Source organism: Microcystis sp. M165S2 (genome assembly GCF_020245885.1).
Lineage (GTDB): Bacteria > Cyanobacteriota > Cyanobacteriia > Cyanobacteriales > Microcystaceae > Microcystis.
Window position 1 is genome coordinate 1 of the sequence record NZ_JADBTZ010000221.1, and the last position, 19,485, is coordinate 19,485.

General features: G+C 43.1%; 21 protein-coding genes, 1 tRNA gene and 1 pseudogene. 14 read left to right on the forward strand and 9 right to left on the reverse strand.

From position 1 onward, the window contains the following. The first annotated feature begins 436 nt into the window (after positions 1-436). The 5 genes from IM479_RS11240 to IM479_RS11260 all read left to right on the forward strand — a co-directional run bounded on the left by IM479_RS11240 (position 437) and on the right by IM479_RS11260 (position 3,455). Complete coding sequence (locus tag IM479_RS11240) at positions 437-1,204, forward strand: proteasome-type protease (RefSeq protein WP_286827299.1); 768 nt, start codon at positions 437-439, stop codon at positions 1,202-1,204. Between the two features lie 31 nt (positions 1,205-1,235). Next, positions 1,236-1,973: a sulfite exporter TauE/SafE family protein gene (locus IM479_RS11245; protein WP_286827298.1), complete on the forward strand. Its 738-nt coding sequence runs from the start codon at positions 1,236-1,238 to the stop codon at positions 1,971-1,973. Positions 1,974-2,092: 119 nt separating this feature from the next. Beyond that, positions 2,093-2,512, forward strand: coding sequence for a tetratricopeptide repeat protein (locus IM479_RS11250; RefSeq protein WP_286827297.1), 420 nt, complete (start codon positions 2,093-2,095; stop codon positions 2,510-2,512). Beyond that, a complete protein-coding gene (locus tag IM479_RS11255; protein WP_287686531.1) occupies positions 2,505-3,392 on the forward strand; it encodes a M48 family metallopeptidase in 888 nt (295 codons plus the stop codon). The genes IM479_RS11250 and IM479_RS11255 overlap by 8 nt, the downstream gene beginning before the upstream one ends. Then, positions 3,371-3,455: transfer RNA gene (locus tag IM479_RS11260), tRNA-Leu, on the forward strand. The genes IM479_RS11255 and IM479_RS11260 overlap by 22 nt, the downstream gene beginning before the upstream one ends. Positions 3,456-3,515: 60 nt before the next feature. On the opposite strand, the gene IM479_RS11265 is transcribed toward IM479_RS11260, so the two are convergent. Next, positions 3,516-3,728 (reverse strand): DUF5615 family PIN-like protein, encoded by a 213-nt coding sequence (locus IM479_RS11265; RefSeq protein ID WP_149987155.1) that lies wholly within the window; start codon positions 3,726-3,728, stop codon positions 3,516-3,518. Between the two features lie 572 nt (positions 3,729-4,300). Between IM479_RS11265 and IM479_RS11270 the strand changes: the two genes are divergently transcribed. From IM479_RS11270 to IM479_RS11280, 3 genes are read left to right on the forward strand one after another with little or no spacing between them, the layout of a single operon-like run. Further along, a complete protein-coding gene (locus IM479_RS11270; RefSeq protein ID WP_079208850.1) occupies positions 4,301-4,522 on the forward strand; it encodes a hypothetical protein in 222 nt (73 codons plus the stop codon). 2 nt (positions 4,523-4,524) lie between these two features. Then, positions 4,525-4,935: a PIN domain-containing protein gene (locus tag IM479_RS11275; RefSeq protein WP_287686534.1), complete on the forward strand. Its 411-nt coding sequence runs from the start codon at positions 4,525-4,527 to the stop codon at positions 4,933-4,935. A gap of 43 nt (positions 4,936-4,978) precedes the next feature. Beyond that, complete coding sequence (locus tag IM479_RS11280) at positions 4,979-6,232, forward strand: DNA cytosine methyltransferase (protein WP_287686536.1); 1,254 nt, start codon at positions 4,979-4,981, stop codon at positions 6,230-6,232. A gap of 322 nt (positions 6,233-6,554) precedes the next feature. Here IM479_RS11280 and IM479_RS11285 read toward each other — a convergent pair whose 3' ends face one another. Next, a complete protein-coding gene (locus IM479_RS11285; RefSeq protein WP_286827292.1) occupies positions 6,555-7,019 on the reverse strand; it encodes a hypothetical protein in 465 nt (154 codons plus the stop codon). Positions 7,020-7,203: 184 nt separating this feature from the next. Here IM479_RS11285 and IM479_RS11290 point away from each other — a divergent pair, with 184 nt between their 5' ends. From IM479_RS11290 to IM479_RS11300, 3 genes are all read left to right on the forward strand, one after another. After that, on the forward strand, positions 7,204-8,673 hold the full coding sequence (locus tag IM479_RS11290) for a TldD/PmbA family protein (protein WP_287686539.1): 1,470 nt from the start codon (positions 7,204-7,206) through the stop codon (positions 8,671-8,673). A gap of 2 nt (positions 8,674-8,675) precedes the next feature. Beyond that, positions 8,676-9,218 (forward strand): DUF456 domain-containing protein, encoded by a 543-nt coding sequence (locus IM479_RS11295; protein ID WP_287686540.1) that lies wholly within the window; start codon positions 8,676-8,678, stop codon positions 9,216-9,218. A gap of 98 nt (positions 9,219-9,316) precedes the next feature. Then, positions 9,317-10,660, forward strand: a complete 1,344-nt coding sequence (locus IM479_RS11300) for a TldD/PmbA family protein (protein WP_286827289.1) — start codon at positions 9,317-9,319, stop codon at positions 10,658-10,660. Positions 10,661-10,850: 190 nt separating this feature from the next. Here the strand turns inward: IM479_RS11300 and IM479_RS11305 are convergent, their stop codons facing one another. After that, a complete protein-coding gene (locus IM479_RS11305) occupies positions 10,851-11,288 on the reverse strand; it encodes a DUF29 domain-containing protein (RefSeq protein ID WP_287686541.1) in 438 nt (145 codons plus the stop codon). Between the two features lie 305 nt (positions 11,289-11,593). On the opposite strand from IM479_RS11305, the gene IM479_RS11310 reads away from it, so the two are divergent. After that, on the forward strand, positions 11,594-13,714 hold the full coding sequence (locus IM479_RS11310; protein ID WP_287686544.1) for a pentapeptide repeat-containing protein: 2,121 nt from the start codon (positions 11,594-11,596) through the stop codon (positions 13,712-13,714). Positions 13,715-13,764: 50 nt separating this feature from the next. Here the strand turns inward: IM479_RS11310 and IM479_RS11315 are convergent. The 5 genes and pseudogenes from IM479_RS11315 to IM479_RS11335 form a co-directional block, all read right to left on the reverse strand. After that, positions 13,765-13,830: pseudogene (locus IM479_RS11315) on the reverse strand (DUF29 domain-containing protein); the annotation flags it as partial. A 37-nt stretch (positions 13,831-13,867) separates the two neighbouring features. After that, positions 13,868-14,206, reverse strand: a complete 339-nt coding sequence (locus tag IM479_RS11320) for a hypothetical protein (RefSeq protein WP_286827287.1) — start codon at positions 14,204-14,206, stop codon at positions 13,868-13,870. Positions 14,207-14,218: 12 nt separating this feature from the next. After that, positions 14,219-15,085 (reverse strand): transglutaminase family protein, encoded by an 867-nt coding sequence (locus IM479_RS11325; RefSeq protein WP_287686542.1) that lies wholly within the window; start codon positions 15,083-15,085, stop codon positions 14,219-14,221. Further along, a complete protein-coding gene (locus IM479_RS11330) occupies positions 15,085-16,086 on the reverse strand; it encodes an alpha-E domain-containing protein (protein WP_287676305.1) in 1,002 nt (333 codons plus the stop codon). The genes IM479_RS11325 and IM479_RS11330 overlap by 1 nt, the downstream gene beginning before the upstream one ends. Before the next feature lie 70 nt (positions 16,087-16,156). Continuing rightward, positions 16,157-17,593, reverse strand: coding sequence for a circularly permuted type 2 ATP-grasp protein (locus tag IM479_RS11335; protein WP_286827284.1), 1,437 nt, complete (start codon positions 17,591-17,593; stop codon positions 16,157-16,159). A 238-nt stretch (positions 17,594-17,831) separates the two neighbouring features. Here IM479_RS11335 and petB point away from each other — a divergent pair, with 238 nt between their 5' ends. Both petB and petD read left to right on the forward strand, forming a co-directional pair. Beyond that, positions 17,832-18,500, forward strand: a complete 669-nt coding sequence (gene petB / locus IM479_RS11340) for a cytochrome b6 (protein ID WP_002798126.1) — start codon at positions 17,832-17,834, stop codon at positions 18,498-18,500. 51 nt (positions 18,501-18,551) lie between these two features. Next, complete coding sequence (gene petD, locus IM479_RS11345; protein WP_286827283.1) at positions 18,552-19,034, forward strand: cytochrome b6-f complex subunit IV; 483 nt, start codon at positions 18,552-18,554, stop codon at positions 19,032-19,034. Positions 19,035-19,197: 163 nt separating this feature from the next. On the opposite strand, the gene tnpA is transcribed toward petD, so the two are convergent. Next, positions 19,198-19,485 (reverse strand): IS200/IS605 family transposase (gene tnpA, locus IM479_RS11350; RefSeq protein WP_287686543.1); only part of this gene is annotated, 288 nt, incomplete at its 5' end.

Below are 19,485 nucleotides of genomic sequence, written 5' to 3' on the forward strand. Positions count from 1 at the left end.
ATCAGTTATCAGTTATCAGTTATCAGTTATCAGTTATCAGTTATCAGTTATCAGTTATCAGTTATCAGTTATCAGTTATCAGTTATCAGTTATCAGTTATCAGTTATCAGTTATCAGTTATCAGTTATCAGTTATCAGATTAAAGTGGTAAGTTTTAAATTTTAAGTTTTAAATGATATTATTCACCGATCAATCTTCACTAATTACTAATTACTGTTCACTAATTACTGTTTACTGTTTACTGATTACTGTTCACTGATTACTGTTCACTGATTACTGTTCACTGATTACTGATTACTGATTACTGATTACTGTTTACTGATTACTGTTTACTGATTACTGTTCACTGATTACTGTTTACTGATTACTGTTTACTGTTCACTGATTACTGATTACTGTTCACTGATTACTGTTCACTGATTACTGATTACTGAAAATGACTTACTGTTTAGGAATTATCAATCGTTTTGGCATTGTTATGGGTGCGGATTCTCGTACGAATGCGGGAGTCGATTATATCTCGGCCTATCGGAAATTATTTGATTTTTCTCAGTCGGGAGAAAGAGTAATTATGGTCTGTACATCAGGCAATTTATCGATTAGCCAAGGAGTGATTCACGAACTAAAAAGAGATCTGCACAATCAAGAGGATAAAAATCTCCATGCTCTGACTCATCTCTACGATATCGCCCACTATATCGGTGATAAAAGTCGTCAAGTACAAGCTAGGGAAAGAACTTGGCTAGAACAAGATAAGATTGATTTTCAATGTAACTTTATTCTTGGGGGACAAATTAAAGGAGAAGAACCGCAATTATTCCTGATTTATCCCCAGGGAAATCATATTCAAGCCACCAAAGAAACGCCCTTTTTACAGATAGGTGAAACTAAATACGGTAAACCGATTCTCGATCGCACTATTACCTATGATACACCCCTAGAGGAAATGGCTAAATGTGCCTTACTTTCCATCGATTCGACCATGAAATCGAATATTTCCGTCGGACCGCCTATCTATTTGAGTATGTATGAAGCTAATAGCCTAACCCTACGTCATAAGTTACAATTGCGTCTAGGAGACCCCTACCTAGCCAAAATGCGAAAACTCTGGGAGGATTACGTCCGGCAAGCTTTCGAGGCTATGCCCAATGTGGAATGGCATTATACCGATGAAGACCCAAAAGAAGATATCATAATAGATTAAGTAACTCTTTGTGAATTAACTTTACAACTCGATGATCATTGTTACCTTGATGTTGGCAGGTAGTCTAGCTTGGTTTTTTAGTACCCTTGCTGGTGGCGGCAGTCCCCTGATTCTACTACCCGTTTTAGGTTGGTTTCTCGATGCTGCCGTCATTCCTCCAGTTTTGACCACGGGGATGCTAATCGGTAACGTCCAACGCATGGGAATGTATTGGCGCGCCATTGACTGGCCCTCGACGGTGTGGTATTTACCTGGGGCAATTATGGGATCTACCCTCGGCGCTTTTGTCTTTGCCCATTTACAATTCAAATGGTTGCCGCTAGTTTTGGGAATTTTTCTGGTTTTCTCCTCGCTTAAACAATTATTTCCCCAAGAAGAAAATCCTTTTTTTGAGATTAAAACCTGGTATTTTATGCCCTCGGGATTTATCTACGCTTTCCTGTCGGGATTAGTCGGTAGTACCGGCCCGATGATGAACCTGTTTTATATCAACTATGGGCTAGTTAAAGAACCAATGGTGGCAACGAAATCCGTTCACATGGTAGTGGTTCATGTGGCCAAATTAATCGCTTACGCGGCCTTTGGAGTTTTACATCTGCCCTTTCTTGGTTACGGTTTATTATTAGGATTAGCGGCCTGGCCAGGTAATTGGTTAGGACAAAAAGTTTTAGAAAAAATGAGTCCCCAACAATTTAAACAAGCAGTGATGTTATTCGTTTCGATGAGTGGCTTATTGATGATCTGGCGAGAACGCGGCATCATCTTTTAAAATTTTGCTGACAAAGGGACAAATTTTGCTAAAATACTAGATAAAGGTGAATTGTACTAACTCCATGTAATACACCGATAACCGTTAAAATTGCTCCTTGACTAACCCCGCAGCTGAAAATGACAGAAACCGCCAATTTTACCCTCGAACAAGGTTTAGAACGCTACCAACAGGGAGAAAGCGCCGCCAGTTTATTGCCGGAATTTAAACAATTAAGCGATCGCGCTCCTAAAAATGCCGCCGTTTGGTCCTGTTTAGCTTGGTTATATATGCTCACCGATAAACCGGAATTAGCCCTAAAAGCCGCCCAAAAAGCCGTAAAACTCGATAAAGTTTCCCCCCAAAACCGGATCAATTTGGTTTTAGCTATGTTAGAAACCAAAACCGCCGGAGTTAGAGAACATATCGAACTGGTGCAACAATTAGTTAGTTTAAACAAAGAAGTTCGCCAAGAAGTGGATGAAAATATCGCCGATGGTTTAGCTAGAAAACCCGATTGGAAAAGTTTAGAACGCATCAAAGCTTGGTTAAATGAATAAGAATATGGAATTATCAAGACAGTTATTACTCGGCTTAAAAGCCAATGATTTTCGGCATCCCATCGACCTAGAGGCAACTAATTCCCTCAAACAATTGCCTGGGTTAGATATAGCCGTGAGAAGTTTATTAGGTTCCGTAGCTGAAGAATTCTTTTACTTAAATAATATTGGTGCTAGTGTTTTGGTGGGAGAAAAACAATTACCCGACCTGCATAATCTACTCCTAGAAGCTTGCCGAGTTCTCGACTTAGAACCACCTCAATTATACATTCAACAAAACCCCGTTCCTAACGCCTATACCTTCGCCATGCGCGGCAAAAAACCGTTTATGGTTATACACACTTCCTTAATCGAAATGCTAAATCCCGCAGAAATTCAAGCGGTAATGGCCCACGAATTAGGTCATCTCAAATGTGAACACGGCGTTTATCTGACTTTAGCCAATATTATGGTCTTAGCGGCGGGATTACTGCCCAATTGGGGGACAATGTTAGCACAATCCCTACAACAGAGAATGTTAGCATGGGTGCGCTGCGCCGAGTTTAGTTGCGATCGAGCGGCATTATTGGCAGTTCAAGACCCAAAAATCGTCATGTCGGTGTTAATGAAGTTAGCCGGAGGTTCCCCCAGTCTCGCACCTTTATTAAATTTAGAGGCGTTTATCGATCAGGCCAAGTCCTACGATGCCGTCAGTGCCTCGGAAATGGGCGAAATGTTAAAGGGTTTGCAAACCCAACAGTTAACCCATCCCCTCCCCGTCCTACGCGCGCGAGAAATCGATCGTTGGGCCGGTTCCCCCGATTATCAAAATTTGTTAAAAGGGCCAAAAATGGGTTATAATAATAGAACTAATGCCAAGGGCGAATGGCGAAATTGGTAGACGCACCACACTCAAAATGTGGCGAGGCAGCCCCTCATGTCGGTTCGAGTCCGACTCCGCCCATCAAATTACAGTAATTTCTGGCTATTATGGTCTAGAAATATCCCAGAATATTAGCCTAGTTTAGATTTGATTAGTTTTTATCCTGATACTCATACCTGTATTAAGAATAAAATTATTTATCTCACACCAGGTCAGAATTTCTGGGTCTAATGTTTCCTTTTCTGGTGCATTGGGTTCTCCGATTGCCCAAACCACTAAATCTCTATTTTTTCTCCGTAATTGCTTAACATAAAATGGGTCAATATTGTCATCCATCAGATATTGCAACATCATAAACTTTGCCTTTTTGCTTGTCTTTCCGCTTTAATTTTCATTAATTTCTGTACGACAGTCGAAGGATTTTGTTTTGGTTACTCACGCATTTTTTGACCCCATTCTCACCCATCAGCTATGTAGGGTCTGCTGAAAAAGTTTTTCCTAGAAGCAGGGTGTAGGGTGTAGGGTGTGGGGTGTGGGGTTTTACCGATTTTGAGGGGGTCAATTACCTAATTTTCAGGGAAAAAGTACCTGAATTTCCCCCTGATCACTCCCATGCCAGGCACTTTTGGATTTCAAAAAGGTCGAAAAGTCTTATCCAACAAGGTTTTTAGATTTATTCAGCAAACCCTATGTATTGCTTAACTTATGCTTGGTTGTGGAGATAAGATAAAATTGTCGCCTAAACTTGTTCTCAACTCAGGGAAGGATAAATCTTAGGGATTTCTTCGGGAGTACCAGCGCAATAAATCTATTGATAAAGAATAGTTTCAATGCCAATCCGCAGACCTTTGAGCCGAAGGAAATGTTGGGATTAACCAGGATTTGTTATAATTAATCTTAATAGACAGTCGCTCGAGAGAAACAATATGTTAAATGCAGTGGAATTTAAAGCCAAAATCAAACAAGGTATCATCGAAATTCCCGAAGAATACCAACAGGACTTGAGGGAAGACAGCGAAGTTCAAGTTATTGTGATCAAACAAAATAAAAAAATATCAACCACTGGAATCATTGCCCAATTAACTCAGAAACCCGTTGCTGTTAAAGGTATTCGTCAATTAAATCGGGAAGAAATTCATCAGCTATAATTATGACCAATTCTCTTTATTTTTGTGATTCTAATATCTGGCTCTACCGTCTTTTAATAGACCCAGAGTGTAACGATGCTGCAGAAAGGCGAAAACGCAATCTAGCGGCCGCTTTAACTAGCAGGGAAAATATCTTAATCAGTACGCAAATTATTAATGAAGTTTGCGCTGTTTTATCCAAAAAAGCTAAAATAAGTGAAGTTCAAATTAGACAAATTATTCAAGAATTTTACGATGGATGTCTTGTTATTCAACTTGATCGCAATATTATTTTAAGAGCCTCTGATTGGGATAGTTTAATTGTAGCTAGTGCCTTAGCATCCGAGGCTAATATTCTTTACTCTGAAGATATGCAGGATGGATTAATAATATCCAATCAACTAACTTTAATTAATCCCTTTCGAGCGAGTTGATTATCAGTGTGATATTATTAAATTACTCATTAAATCAATAGTTATGAATAGGCAACAAAAGCGAGTTTTATCCCTATTTTCTGGCTGCGGGGGAATGGACTTAGGATTAGAGGGAGATTTTTGGGTACACCAAGACTGTGTTAATGAAAATATTCATCAAGATTGGATAGTAGAAAGACGGGAACCATGGCTAAAACTACCGCGCACTACTTTTGAAACTGTCTTTGCTAATGATATAACTAAAGCTGCCCATAATGCTTGGATTCCCTACTTTGAAAAAAGGGGTAAAAAGAATGTATTTCACTTGGGGAGTATTGTATATTTAGTCAAACAAGCAGAAAAAGGAGAGTTTCAGTTTCCCAGTAATATCGATGTAGTAACGGGAGGTTTTCCCTGTCAAGATTTTAGTGTTTCAGGAAAAAGAAAGGGGTTTAATTCTCACAAAAGTCACACGGGGAAACTACTAGACGAGAGTGAAGATAGTTTTCAGGATAATCGTGGGAAGCTTTATTATTGGATGAAAAGAGTTATTGAATTAACCTTACCTAAAGTTTTTATCGCTGAAAATGTCAAAGGTTTAATCTCTTTGGCCAATGTTAAAGATATTATAGAACAGGATTTTAGTGCCATTGGTAAAGATGGATATATAGTTATCCCTAAACTTCTCTTTGCTCCCGATTACGGAATTCCCCAAACTAGGGAAAGAATTATCTTTATTGGTTTAAATAAAACCTATTTAAAAGCGACAGCGATAGCACATCTAGAAAATAATGATATTTTTCCCCGTCCAACCCATGAATTTAAAACTTACAGTACAGTGGTTCAGATATTATCAGGTTTAGCAGAACCAGAAGATGAGTTATTTGACCTCTCACAAAAAAGCTACTCAAAAGCTAAATATTATGGTAAAACTCAGGGACAAATCGAGGTTAATTTACAGGGTTTAAGTCCGACTATTCGCTCGGAACATCACGGTAATATTGAATTTAGGAGATTATCTTTAGAATTAGGAGGCAAGATAGTTAATGAGTTAGAAGCAGGGTTAAAAATGAGACGTTTAACTGTGCGGGAATGTGCGAGAATACAGACTTTTCCCGATGATTTTCAATTTGTGCGTCAACAAAACAAGGGAGATGAAAAATATTCACTTTCGGCTACGGATGGTTACAAACTAATTGGTAATGCTGTGCCACCTTTACTTGCTTACCACATGGCTAAACATTTAGAAAATCAATGGGATTATTTGTTTGAAGATATTTATTCAGCTACCCAAAATTTATGTGTAGCATTGCCTTAATAATTTCTGCTAATTAGGGTTTGCTGAAAAAGTTTTTCGTGGGGGTAGGAGTCGGTCGTCAGGAGTCGGTCGTCAGTAGCCGGTCGTTTCAGGCTTTGTTGCCCTCTTTTTTTGTACCAGTTTATATACTATAAGAAGGATAATGCAAGGTTTTTGGCCCCTACCATTGGTGCGATAATATTATTGTCGGGGCGAATTGTATTCGCCCTCTTTTAATAACTTCTGCTGCTCACCATAAGTGAGAGAAAGTCACAAATATTAAGATGCACCCGTTCAGAATCAGGGAAAACTGCAAAATTTCCCTAACCCGAACTAACCTTGATTACAAAACCTTATGGGTGTGAGAATGTTGTTTGACGTTATCCTCCGTCCGCACGACATGAACAGCATTCAAGATGCGTTTTTTCTCCAGGGAAAAGTTTAAATCGTCTTTTTGGCTGCCCAAGGAGATTAACCCTTGCAGGTGGGGTTGATTTTTATAGGTGCGAGTGGCCGCAATCGCCCTTTCGACAAAATTCTCGCATAATTGGGTATTATCGGGAAAATTACTAGGTATTTGAGGATTATCGTCCTGAAAAACCTCTCCTAAACTCATAGCGCGGGCAAATTCGTAGGAAGTGGGAACTCCTTTGACAATTGCCTCTAGGGCTGCCGAGGGAATCGGTTCTAACACCGCCACTTTTTCTAATTCTCCCTCCTGTTTGAGAAAACAAATCGCTAAACCGAATACACAATAATCATCTTTTGTCAAGTCAGAAATGTTTAAGAATTGTGTCGCTGTGGCCATTATTTTTATCCTGAGTCGCTCTTTATCTAATCTTGCTGGTGATGAGCGATCGAATCAAGGTTTTTATTAAGAGATATGAAGGAGAAAAATTTAGCCGGGTTGGGCCACGCTAACGCATCCCCAGACGGAAAAAACTGAGAACTGTTAGACTAGAAACCAGCAGATTAACTGATAAACCAGCTTTATGTCACCCACTCTACTCATCTCCAAAGAACTCCCCACCCTGAAATATAATCCTAGTCTGGAGCGCTTTGATAGCTCTTGGGCGGCCCCTTTGTCCACTCTTCTGGGACTGGGACGGGCTGCCGGGGCGACTTTTATCGAATTTTTCCTCGAAAGAGTCAACTATATCAGTTGTTTAGCCGAAGATGACACCATCACCAGTCTCTCACCGAAACTATCTACAGGGGCAGGAATCCGCCTTTTTCGCGGTAAAGCTGATTGTTTCGTCAGTACCAACGATTTAAGCTTCCAAGGCTTAAAAAATGCCCTAGAAAAAGGTTTATCGATTCTCGGTTTAAACCTACCCGGTCCTAACGCGTATATTCCCGAAATCAATCTGGAAATGTTCCGGGATTATGCCACGGTCAAAAATAAAGATATTTGGCTGAATAATTGCAGTTCTTTGGGAGAAATGGGTGATATTCTGCTAAATGCTAACCTTCAACTCAATCAGAAAGCCTCTCACGTCCAATCTCGTCGCGCCGCTTATTTTCGCGATTGGCAAGAAGTTTTAGTTGCCGCTAGTGATGGCACTTTTGCCCGGGATATTCGCCTCACCCAATCGGTGGGCTATAATCTCCTCTGTGCCGATGGGACTAATCGTTCTAGCATTGGTAAACGGTTGGGTAGTACCAGTAATCCCGATTTTCTGCGGACGTGGAATGCCGAGGAAGCGGCGGCAGAAGTGGCCGCATCGGCGGGTAAAATGCTTTACGCTGACTATGTAGAATCCGGCAGTTATCCCATCGTCATGGCCAATGAATTTGGCGGTGTTATCTTCCACGAAGCCTGTGGTCATTTGCTAGAAACTACCCAAATCGAACAAAAAACCACGCCCTTTCTCGATAAAAAAGGCGAAAAAATCGCCCACGAAAACCTGACGGCTTGGGACGAAGGATTATCCGATAAAGCTTTCGGTACTATCGATATGGACGATGAGGGAATGCCGGCCCAGCGTACTCTCCTAATTGAAAATGGTATCCTAAAAAACTTCATTGCCGATCGCACTGGTTCAATGAAAACCGGTCATCCGCGCACAGGTAGCGGTCGCCGTCAAAACTACACCTATGCCGCCGCTAGTCGGATGCGGAATACCTACATCGCTCCCGGGGAATATACCCTCGATAATCTCTTTAATTCCATCGATAAAGGCATTTATTGCAAAAAAATGGGCGGTGGTAGTGTGGGGGCCACCGGTGAATTTAATTTCGCCGTCGAGGAAGCTTATCTTATCGAAAACGGCAACCTGACTAAACCCCTGAAAGGCGCGACTTTAATCGGTTCAGCTAAGGAGATTATGAATAAAATCTCTATGTGTTCCCAAGATTTAGGTCTAGCGGCGGGTTTTTGCGGTTCCGTCAGTGGTAGCGTTTATGTCACCGTTGGTCAACCCCATTTAAAAGTAGATTCTATTACCGTTGGCGGTCGTTAATCATGGCTTTAGTAATCCTCTACTATTTCCTCATTGCCATCATGATAGTGGGGATAATTGGCGAACTGCTGCCCGCTGTCCCCGGCATGAGTTTGATTTTAATCGCCATGCTGGTATGGGGTTTTGTCACCAAATTCGCGGGGATGGGGGTCGCTTTAACCGTGGCCTTTGTTATCCTTCTCCTCAGTCTGGGGGTGGAATTCCTCGCTAGTTATCTCGGCGCCCAAAAAGTTGGGGCGAGCAATTGGAGTCAAATCGGGCTAGTAGTGGGCTTATTAGCGGGAATATTCGGGCTTTTACCCGCTTTACCCATTGGCGGCCCAATTATCGGCTTATTTATCGGTCCGGTGGTGGGAGCTTTTTTGGGAGAATACGCCTATCGTCGCGATTTGGAATTAACCCCCCGTTTGCAACAATCCCTAAAAGTCTGTGTCGGTATCGTCGTCGGTACAGTTATCGGTCACGTTGCTAAAGCTATGCTGGCTACGGCCGCCGTTATCGTCTTTATTGTCACCACCTGGCCTAATTTAGCCAATTTAGGCTAAGTATAGCTATCAGCCGTCAGGAGACAGGATTCAGCTTTTATTTATTCTCCCCATCACCCCAAACCCCCAACCCCCAACCCCTAACCCCCCATAAATCTATGCCAAAAGTTGAAGATATCGCCCAAATCGCTAATTCTAGCGCCCAAGCTTTAGGAATTGCTAAATACGACATCTATGGTTCTTCTGTCGATGAAACCGATGTGGATGTGTTTCAAGGGGAACCCAAACAGGTACAAGCTTCCAATCGTTCCAGCGTTATCGTTCGCGTCTGGAATCGGGATAATCAAGTTGGTGTCACCTCGACCACCGATGTGGACCCGGTGGGACTGCAATTAGCCCTGAAAACCGCCCAAGAAGCCAGCTTTTTTGGTGTTAAGGAAAATGTCCCCGATTTTAGTCCCGCGGCCACTGCACCTACCACAGAAGTGGCCAGCGAAATGTCTAATCAAGCAGCTGTATCCACTCTCATCGATAAGTTATTAGCCGCCGAAAAATCTTTACTAGCGGCCCATCCGGCTATTGCCAGTGTTCCCTATAACGGTTTGGGACAACAGCAGGTCAGACGTTTTTATCTCAATAGCGACGGGGCAATGCGTCAGGAAGCGCGTAGTTATGCCAGTGTGTATTTATACACCAAAACCGAACAGGAAGGCAAAAAACCCCGCAGCGCTGGTGCTTTTCGGGTCAGTCCGGGCCTGGAAAAATTAGATATCGATGGTTGCATCGAGGAAGCGATTACCAAAACTGTTAGCCATCTGGACTATCAACCGATTATCACGGGTAAATATTTGGTGGTTTTTGCCCCTCGCGCCTTTTTGAGTCTAATGGGAGCATTTTCTAATCTGTTTAATGCCCAAAATGTCCTTGATAAACAGAGTCTTTCTACTCCAGAATCCCTAGGAACACAAATCGCGGCCACTGCCTTAAATTTGTGCGATGATGCCCTCCATCCGGCTAATGTTGCCGCCGAAACTTTTGATAGTGAAGGCACTCCCACCCATCGTGTGGAATTAATTAAAGAGGGGATTTTGAGTAATTTTCTCCATAGCACGATTACCGCTAAACGGATGAATACGGAACCCACTGGCAACGGTAACATTGGGTCAAAAGTAACGGTTAGTCCCCATTTTTATCACGTTTTTGCTAGTGCTAATCAACCAAAGAGCTATTCTTTGGAAACAGCAGAAAATGTGGTTTTAATTGATAGTTTACAGGCACTTCATGCAGGAGTTAATTCTCTACAAGGTTCCTTCTCTTTGCCGTTTGATGGTTGGTTAGTTAACAAAAATGAGCGCGTTAGCATCGATTCCGCTACCGTAGCCGGAGATATTTTAACACTGCTGAAATCGATTGTTTATCTGGAACCAGAAGCAGTTATCACTCCCAGTGGTGTTTGTCCCTACGTTTGGGTAGAAGGTTTATCAATCACAGGAGAAGCTTAACACTATACCGGAGCAAAAATAGGGGGTATTAATCAGGGTAATACCCCCGCAAAGTGGGCAAGCTGTTGACTATCCAAATTACTTCTTAAACTGCACCAGAATTGGGACCGGGGAGAATAAATAAAAATAATCTCCCATCTCCCCAAAACGAAAACTTCATACCTCACCATTAAGATAACTGCTATAAGAACTATTTTTCAGCCGGGGGAAACCAATTATCATCTAATGTTTGTTCGAGGGATATATGAGCGTCTGAATTGAGGGAAAAAAGCTGAGAAACCGATTTAATCGCCACTGGATAAACCTTATCATACATAACTGCTAATTCTGGCCGTAAGCTGGGACTATCTTCTAAACGCTGCTGAATTTGGGCGCGAAAATTGACTATTTCTGCCGCCCAATGATTACCTGACCGTTTTTTTTCTTCTTGCCAATAAGCCAGCTTTAAAAGATGTTCGATAAGACGGGTTAACAGACTCATTAAAGCTCGTCTATCACTTTTCCCCATACTCTCGATTTCTTCAATTAAATTATCCCAATCCACCTGCTCAAAATTACGCTCTTGTAACTGTTTTACCGTCTCTTTTAGCCATTGATTATAATCAGTTTCGTAGGCAGTTGACGACATAATTTAACTCTCCATAGAAAATTACTTAGTAGATTAAGAAAGGTTAATGGGTGTATCCATTGATAGATAGGGTTTTTCGGCTATTGTAGTAGATATCTATGGGGGAAATCCAGATATATTCTAGAACGTGAGGTGTGGAACCTGACGCGATTGCCCATAAAAATGCCAGGTTTTTGAACGTGGACTCGTTGAACCAAGAATCCCGAAGTGCTTAGTGGGGTGGGAGTATCAATCAGATTCTCTAAAGAAACCCGCTTTCTGACTTGTAGTAAGATTGAGGGCATAGTATGGCAATTTTGCAGGCGATGAAGGCAGCGGCAGTTATTGAGCAGTACAAAAACGGGCGGCGGGATTTCCGGGGGGAATCCTTGCGGGGTGGTAATTTTCGCGGCGCGGACTTAGCGGGGGCGGATTTCAGTGGCTGTGATATACGCGGGGCAAATTTTAGTCGGGCGAATTTGACGGGGGTGAAGTTTGCTGGGGCGACGGCGGGATTGCCGAAGCGCTGGGTGGTGATTTTGTTAGGGTTGGCTTTGGTGTTAATTGTGATTTCGAGTTTTTTTTCCCTCGTAGCCGCTTATCTGGTGAGCTTAATTTTTGATTCATCCAGTACACAAAACCAAGTTGCTGGTTGGTCCACCTTAATTTTTCTCATCTGTTTTTGCGCTGTCACTTGGCGTAAAAATATTTTGGCCGGAGTCGGAGCCTTCGCCTTCGCCTTCGCCTTCGCCGTAGTCTTCGCCGGAGCCGTAGCCGGAGCCGTAGCCGGAGCCGGAGCCGTAGCCGTAGTCTTCGCCGGAGCCGTAGCCGTAGTCTTCGCCGGAGCCGTAGCCGTAGCCGTAGTCGTAGCCGTAGCCGTAGTCGTAGCCCTAGCCGTAGCCGTAGCCCTAGCCGGAGCCGGAGCCGGAGCCGTAGCCGTAGTCGTAGCCGTAGTCGTAGCCCTAGCCGTAGCCGGAGCCGTAGCCGTAGCCGTAGCCGTAGCCGTAACCGGAGCCTCAGCCTCAGCCGGAGCCGTAGCCGTAGCCGTAGCCGTAGCCTTGACGCTATTTTACTTTTGCCTCGGTTGGTTGACCCTCAAACAGGAAAGCCGAGATCCTTGGTTGCGTCAAATTGTGATAGCCTTTGCTGCTATTGGTGGCACATCCTTTTTTCAAGCTAATTTAACCGAGGCAGATTTCACGGGTGCGAGGTTGAAAAATACCAACTTCAACCGCGCCATCCTGAAAAAAACCCGCTTCCAGCAGGCAATTAAATTGGAATTAGCCCGCCCCGGCAATACCTTGTTAGTCAATCCCCAGGTTAGGGATTTCCTGATTGATTCCCGCACCGGAGCCGGAAAAGACTTTGCCCAAGCCAATTTACGGGGGGCATACCTAGACGGGGCAAACCTGCAAACTGCCAACTTGCGCCTAGCGAATATCAGTGAAGCCAGCTTGCAATACGCCAACCTTGCGGGGGCAAACCTCACCGAAGTCAACGCCGTCAATACCGATTTGCGCCATGCTACTCTGACGGGTGCTTGCGTGGAAAATTGGAATATTGATGCCACCACCCAACTGGATGAGATTGACTGCCAGTATATTTACCTGCTTAATGGGCAAAAAGAACGCCGCCCCAGCAGTGGTGAATTTCAACCGGGCGAATTTACTAAATTGTTTGCCGAAATGTTCGACACCGTTGACCTCATTTTCCGCAATGGGGTGGATTGGAAAGCTTTCATTGCTGCCTTAAAAGAAGTGCAAGTGCAGAATGAAGATACGCCGCTTCAGGTGCAGAGCATTGCCAATAAAGGAGATGGCGTGATAGTGGTAAAAGTCCATGTACCGCCCGATACTGATAAAGAGAAAATTCATCAAGAATTTAACCAAAATTATCAACTACAACTCGCAGCCATCGAAGCGCAATATAAGGCACAACTCACCGCCAAAGACACGGAAATTGCCATCTATCGCCAACAAAGTGTTGATATGATGGAAATTACCAAAACCCTCGCCAACCGTCCCATCCATGTAGAAGCAAAAGCCATGAGCAACAGTAACGACAGTTCCCCAAATATTAACATCCGCGATATTAAAAATTCTGCCGTCAATTTCGGCAAAATCATCGGCGATGTAACTAATACCATTAACCAAATTGCATCCGACGCTTCCCCAGAAAACGCCCAACTTAAAGCTTTACTGCAAGAACTGACTCAGGCGATTGAAATTGACAGCCATTTAGATGTAGAAGAAAAAGCCGAAGCCGCCAACCAAGTCAAAAAGATTGCCCAAGCTAGTCAAAATCCTGATGATGCCGGACTGCAAAAGAAAGCCCAACGAGCAGTTAATTTTCTCGAAACAATTGCTAAAGCTTTGGAACCTGCCAGCAAACTTGCCCAAGCCTGTCAAAAAGCCTTACCGATAATTTTGGGAATATTAGGCTTCTGATAGGTTTGTAGTTGCGCTTTAGCGCAGTTCTAGTTAGGGCTAGAGCATCCTCGTAACTGTTTTACCGTCTCTTTTAGCCATTGATTATAATCAGTTTCGTAGGCAGTTGATGACATAATTTAACTCTTCATAGAAAATTAATTAAATGGCTCTCTATCTAGGAGAAGCCGAATTTTGTTCAAAAGTTAACTCCTCTAACACTTCCGTAACCAACTTGCCATTGGCTAAACGCTTTAAACTTCTAATCTGAATATTTACTTTAGGAGTTTCTTCTAACTGTTCAATCAAAAAATCTGCATATTTGATTATTGCCTCACGCGCCGCACTTTTTTTAGTCCAAACTTGCGCCATTTCTAACATATTAGTAACCCCAATAAACTCCTCTCCCTCCCCATCTAAACTATGATTAGCTGCATAGGCATTAGCAGTAGGACACAACAATAAAACATAGCCTAAATGTCCTTTTGTTGCTGTGCCAAATCCTTTAGCCATAAAGAATTTTCCTCAAGATAACAAATCGAGCGCGATTGTCGATGATAGCTGAGATTCTATCACTTGATGACCGAGATTAACCGGTCGAGCATTTCCCTCTACCGGCGCGCAATAACGGGGAATTGGACTAGAAACGAGGCTAATATGACGGTCACTCACCGCTAATCCATGGGTAGGATCATAGCCTTTCCAGCCGCCCCCCGGCAAATACACCTCTACCCAAGCGTGTAAATATCTTTCTCCTTGGTCTAAATCTCCTTCTTGATAGCCACTGACAAAACGGGAAGCCAATCCCACACAGCGACACACATCCATAAATAAAACCACAAAATCGCGACAGGAACCCTGCTTATTTTTCCAAGTGTTTCCGGGTAGATAGGGTTCCCCAGTAAGACGAATAATTTGCTGACAATTTCGGTAAATTTTGTCATTAAGATTAAACAGGAAAGATAGCACCTGTCCCTCGGTTTCCCGCATAACTTCTTGGGCTAATGCTGCCACATCAGGGTCATTAGCTAACCCATAAAATTGTCTGTAGGGTTGTAATTGACTGTGGAGAGAAATGGGATAATCAAAGGGTAAACAGGTCGCCCAAGGTTCCAACAAATACTGAAAAGGATTAACTCCATGGGTTTCTACTTCACTCACCACATCAATTAATAATTCTTCCGTCGGTTGATTAAACCAAATTTGTAAACAAGAATTTCCATCGAGGTCGATAATATTAGTTATCGTTAAAGGTTCCGGGTTAATTTTGAGCGTGAACTCTCGTAAAGTTTGCCCACCATCGGATTTTGGTCGCAAGCGCAGCAGATGGGGCGATAAAATCACGGGTTGATTATAGAAATAGTTAGTTTGATGCCGAATGTGATAACGCATTAAGTTGTTAATTGGGATTGATATTGAAAGTTATTTACTGGCAGAGGTGAGGCAAGTTCAGGATTAAAAACGAAGAAAGTTTCTGTCATTTTTATTCCCACATCATTAACTCTTTTTTGAATATGGTCGAGGAATTCATGTAATCCCATTTCAATAATATCCTCGATAGTTAGATAACTCATTTCTGCACCAAGTCGCCCTAAACTTCTTTCTACCGAATTCCCCCAAGTTCCTATAGGAGTACCAGTAACTTGATGCAAACAGTGGTCTAATTCCCGCAGACAAAAGTGAATTGAACGAGGAAATTCTCGATTCAGAATTAAAAATTCGGCCACGTCACTAGGAGTAATCCGTCGTTGACATTTACGATACATTTCGTAGGCACTCACCGACCGCAGTAAAGCAATCCATTGAATTTGGTCTAGAGAAGTTCCTACCCATTGAGCGGAAGGTAAGAGATAATAGTATTTAACATCAAGAATTCTGGCGGTTTTATCGGCGCGTTCCTGTAATCTTCCCATAACGCCAAAATGCCAACCTTCATTATGAGTCATCGTTGCATCCATCACCCCCGCAAAACGGTGACTAGCCAATTTAACTTGGGTAAAAAAGTTCGGTAAAGTAGTTTGAGGATGGTAAGAGGAAGCATCTTTTACCATCAAGAAAAAACCATTAACCTGTTCCCACATTTCCGAAGAAATAATCTCGCGAACTGACCGAGCATTTTCTCGCGCCCAGCGCAAACAAGAGATAATTGAACTACTATATTCCGTGTCAAATGTCAAGAAATTGATCACATTTTCTGCGGTGGCTGTGCCGTAACGTTTCTTGAATTGTTCTAAATCTCCCGTGGTTAAAACCAAAGGTTCCCACTGTTGCAAAACACTGGTAGGTACATCTAACATTAAATTAAGGTTAACATCCATAAACCTGGCGACATTTTCCGCCCGTTCAATATAGCGATTTAACCAATAAATTGAATCGGCAACTCTACTAAGCATAATTAACCAGGAAAAAGTGAAAAGGTTAGGGTGGGTTAGTAACCCAGCAAAATTTTGATTATTGTCTTGATTACTTGGTTAAAACCCAAGTATCTTTACTGCCACCACCTTGAGAAGAATTAACCACTAAAGAACCCTTTTTCAAAGCCACGCGAGTTAACCCCCCGGGATGCACATAAATTTCATCGCCACGATGGAGAATATAGGGACGTAAATCCACATGACGACCTTCAATTTCCGTGTCAATTAAAGTGGGAACCCTAGAAAGACTTAACACTGGTTGAGCGATATAATTGCGGGGATTAGCGGCAATGCGTGGGGCAAATTCTGCCCTTTGTTCGGGGGTAGCTTGAGAACCGACTAACATCCCATAACCTCCCGACTCATTAGCGGCTTTCACAACTAATTTATCGAGATTATTTAAAACATAATCTAAGTCCTTTTCTCGCCAACAAAGATAGGTAGGAACGTTATTTAAAATCGCTTCTTCTCGCAGATAATAACGAATCATATCGGGGACAAAAGCATAAATAACCTTATCATCGGCGACTCCCGTACCCGGGGCATTAGCTAAAGCGACGCGACCTTCCTGGAAAACTTTTAATAATCCGGGTACACCTAACATCGAATCGGGACGAAAAACCGCAGGATCTAAAAAGTCATCATCGAGGCGACGATATACCACATCTACCCGTCTTAATCCCTTAGTGGTTTTCATTTGTAGATAACCATCAAAGACGACTAAATCACGCCCTTCCACTAATTCTACCCCCATTTGTTGGGCAATAAAAGAATGTTCAAAGTAGGCAGAATTATAGGTTCCGGGGGTTAAAACCACCACGGTGGGATTAGGCAATTGGGGCGGTGCTAAATTAAGGAGAGTTTCCAACAGATGGGAAGGATAATCATCCACCGGTTTAACATTCATTGTCTGGAAAATATCCGGGAAGGTGCTTTTCATTACCCGACGATTTTCGAGGACATAAGAAATACCGGAAGGAACCCGCAAATTATCCTCTAAAACGTACCATTGACCATCTTTATCGCGGACTAAATCGGTTCCCGTGATGTGACACCAGATACCTCCGGCGGGTTTCAGTCCCACACAGGGTTTCAGAAATCCCGTTGCCGAGGCGATTAATTCGGGGGGAATAATGCCATCTTTAATGATTAACTGGTCATTGTAGATATCGGAGAGAAAAAGATTGAGAGCTTTGATGCGTTGTTTCAGGCCTCTTTCTAAATAATCCCAGTCCTCAGCCGAGACAATTCGGGGAATAATATCAAAAGGAAAGATTTTTTCCACCCCTTGATTGTCGCTATAGACATTGAAAGTCACCCCCAATTCAAACAGGGCCGACTGAGCGGTTTCCCGGTGTTGTTGAAGTTCTCGGGGGGGCAGATTCTGCAACCATTTGATTAAAGGGGACGCGTGGGGACGAGGTTGACCATCATCTAAGAATAGTTCGTCGTAGAAGCCTTCGGGATCGTAGGTATTTAATAGCACACTGACCTCATTTCATACCTTACCTATTCCCAGTGTCGGACAATTGTACCGATTTTTTGTAGTCTAGGAGACATTTTAAGGGAAATTTTAGGAAGTTAGCCGTTTTTCGGGGCTGGCGATCGCCCCTCGATCCCCACTGGTGGAGAAACCTGACAAGAGCGAGAATTAGACCTGAAAACTGTGTTACATTTTTTAAAGGTCACATCTTAAATCTTTCATTTTTCTTACTGGTTACGCAATGTTTACCAAACAAGTAACGGATTCCAAAGCCTATCAATGGTTTCAGGAACGCTTAGAAATTCAAGGGATCGCTGATGATATCAGCACCAAATACGTTCCTCCCCACGTTAATATCTTCTACTGTCTGGGGGGTATCACCCTTGTGTGCTTCGTGATCCAGTTTGCCACTGGTTTCGCCATGACCTTCTACTACAAACCCACTGTAGCAGAGGCCCTCTCCTCAGTACAGTACATCATGAACGAAGTCAACTTTGGTTGGTTAATTCGTTCTATCCATCGCTGGTCTGCCAGTATGATGGTCTTAATGATGATCCTGCACGTTTTCCGCGTCTATCTGACCGGTGGCTTCAAAAAACCTCGCGAATTAACCTGGGTAACTGGGGTTGTCCTGGCCGTGATCACCGTTACCTTTGGTGTCACCGGTTACTCCTTACCCTGGGATCAGGTGGGCTACTGGGCGGTTAAAATCGTTTCTGGTGTACCTGCTGCTATTCCCGTCGTCGGCGATCAACTCGTCACCCTGATGCGCGGTAGCGAAAGCGTCGGTCAAGCAACTTTAACCCGTTTCTACAGCTTACATACCTTTGTCCTGCCCTGGTCGATCGCGGTCTTCATGTTGCTACATTTCTTGATGATCCGTAAACAAGGCATTTCTGGGCCTCTATAATTCAGAAAAGTATCTCTGTCGATCCGAAATCATTTTTAGGAGACATTATCCATGTCCACATTAAAAAAGCCCGATCTCAGCGATCCCGCTCTGCGCGCTAAGTTGGCTAAAGGGATGGGTCACAACTACTACGGTGAACCCGCTTGGCCTAACGATCTGCTCTATATCTTCCCGGTAGTTATCTTTGGTACGATCGGACTCTGCACCGGTTTAGCGATTATGGATCCCACCATGATCGGTGAACCTGCCGATCCTTTCGCTACTCCCCTAGAAATTCTGCCAGAGTGGTATCTTTATCCCGTTTTCCAAATTCTCCGTATTCTTCCTAACAAACTCTTAGGTATCGCTTGCATGGCCGGCGTTCCCCTAGGCTTGATGTTAGTTCCCTTTATTGAAAGCGTCAATAAATTCCAAAATCCCTTCCGTCGTCCCGTCGCTACCGCTATCTTCCTATTTGGTACTGTGGTCACGATCTGGTTAGGTATTGGTGCCACTTTCCCCATCGATATATCTTTAACTCTCGGTTTGTTCTAAGTTACTGAACACCACCGGTTTGTTGCCCACGCTTGTGATTCCTGACTTTGGAAGAGCAATCGTGGGCAATTTTAATTTTGATTTCTTCTATCTCAAGGTCGCGATTCATCTCCCGTTAACCGCTACGCAGTTTAACGGGAGATGAATCGCGACCAGAATGAAACTAACGTGGTAGCGTTTCCAATTTCGGGGAGTTTTGGTTCTCGACATATTTTTTTAGTTGTTCGACGGTAACGCCGCCACAACTGGCCACAAAATAAGCTCCCGTCCAAAAATAGGGTTTGTTGTAGAAATACTTTGCCGCCAAATCCGGAAATTCCTTTCTAATTAAGCGACTACTAACTGTTTTAAGGTTAGCGATTAGTTTGGATAAAGCGATGTCAGGTTTGTCATCGATAATCAGGTGAACGTAATCCGATTCACCGTTGAAATCAAGTAATGTGCTGTCCCA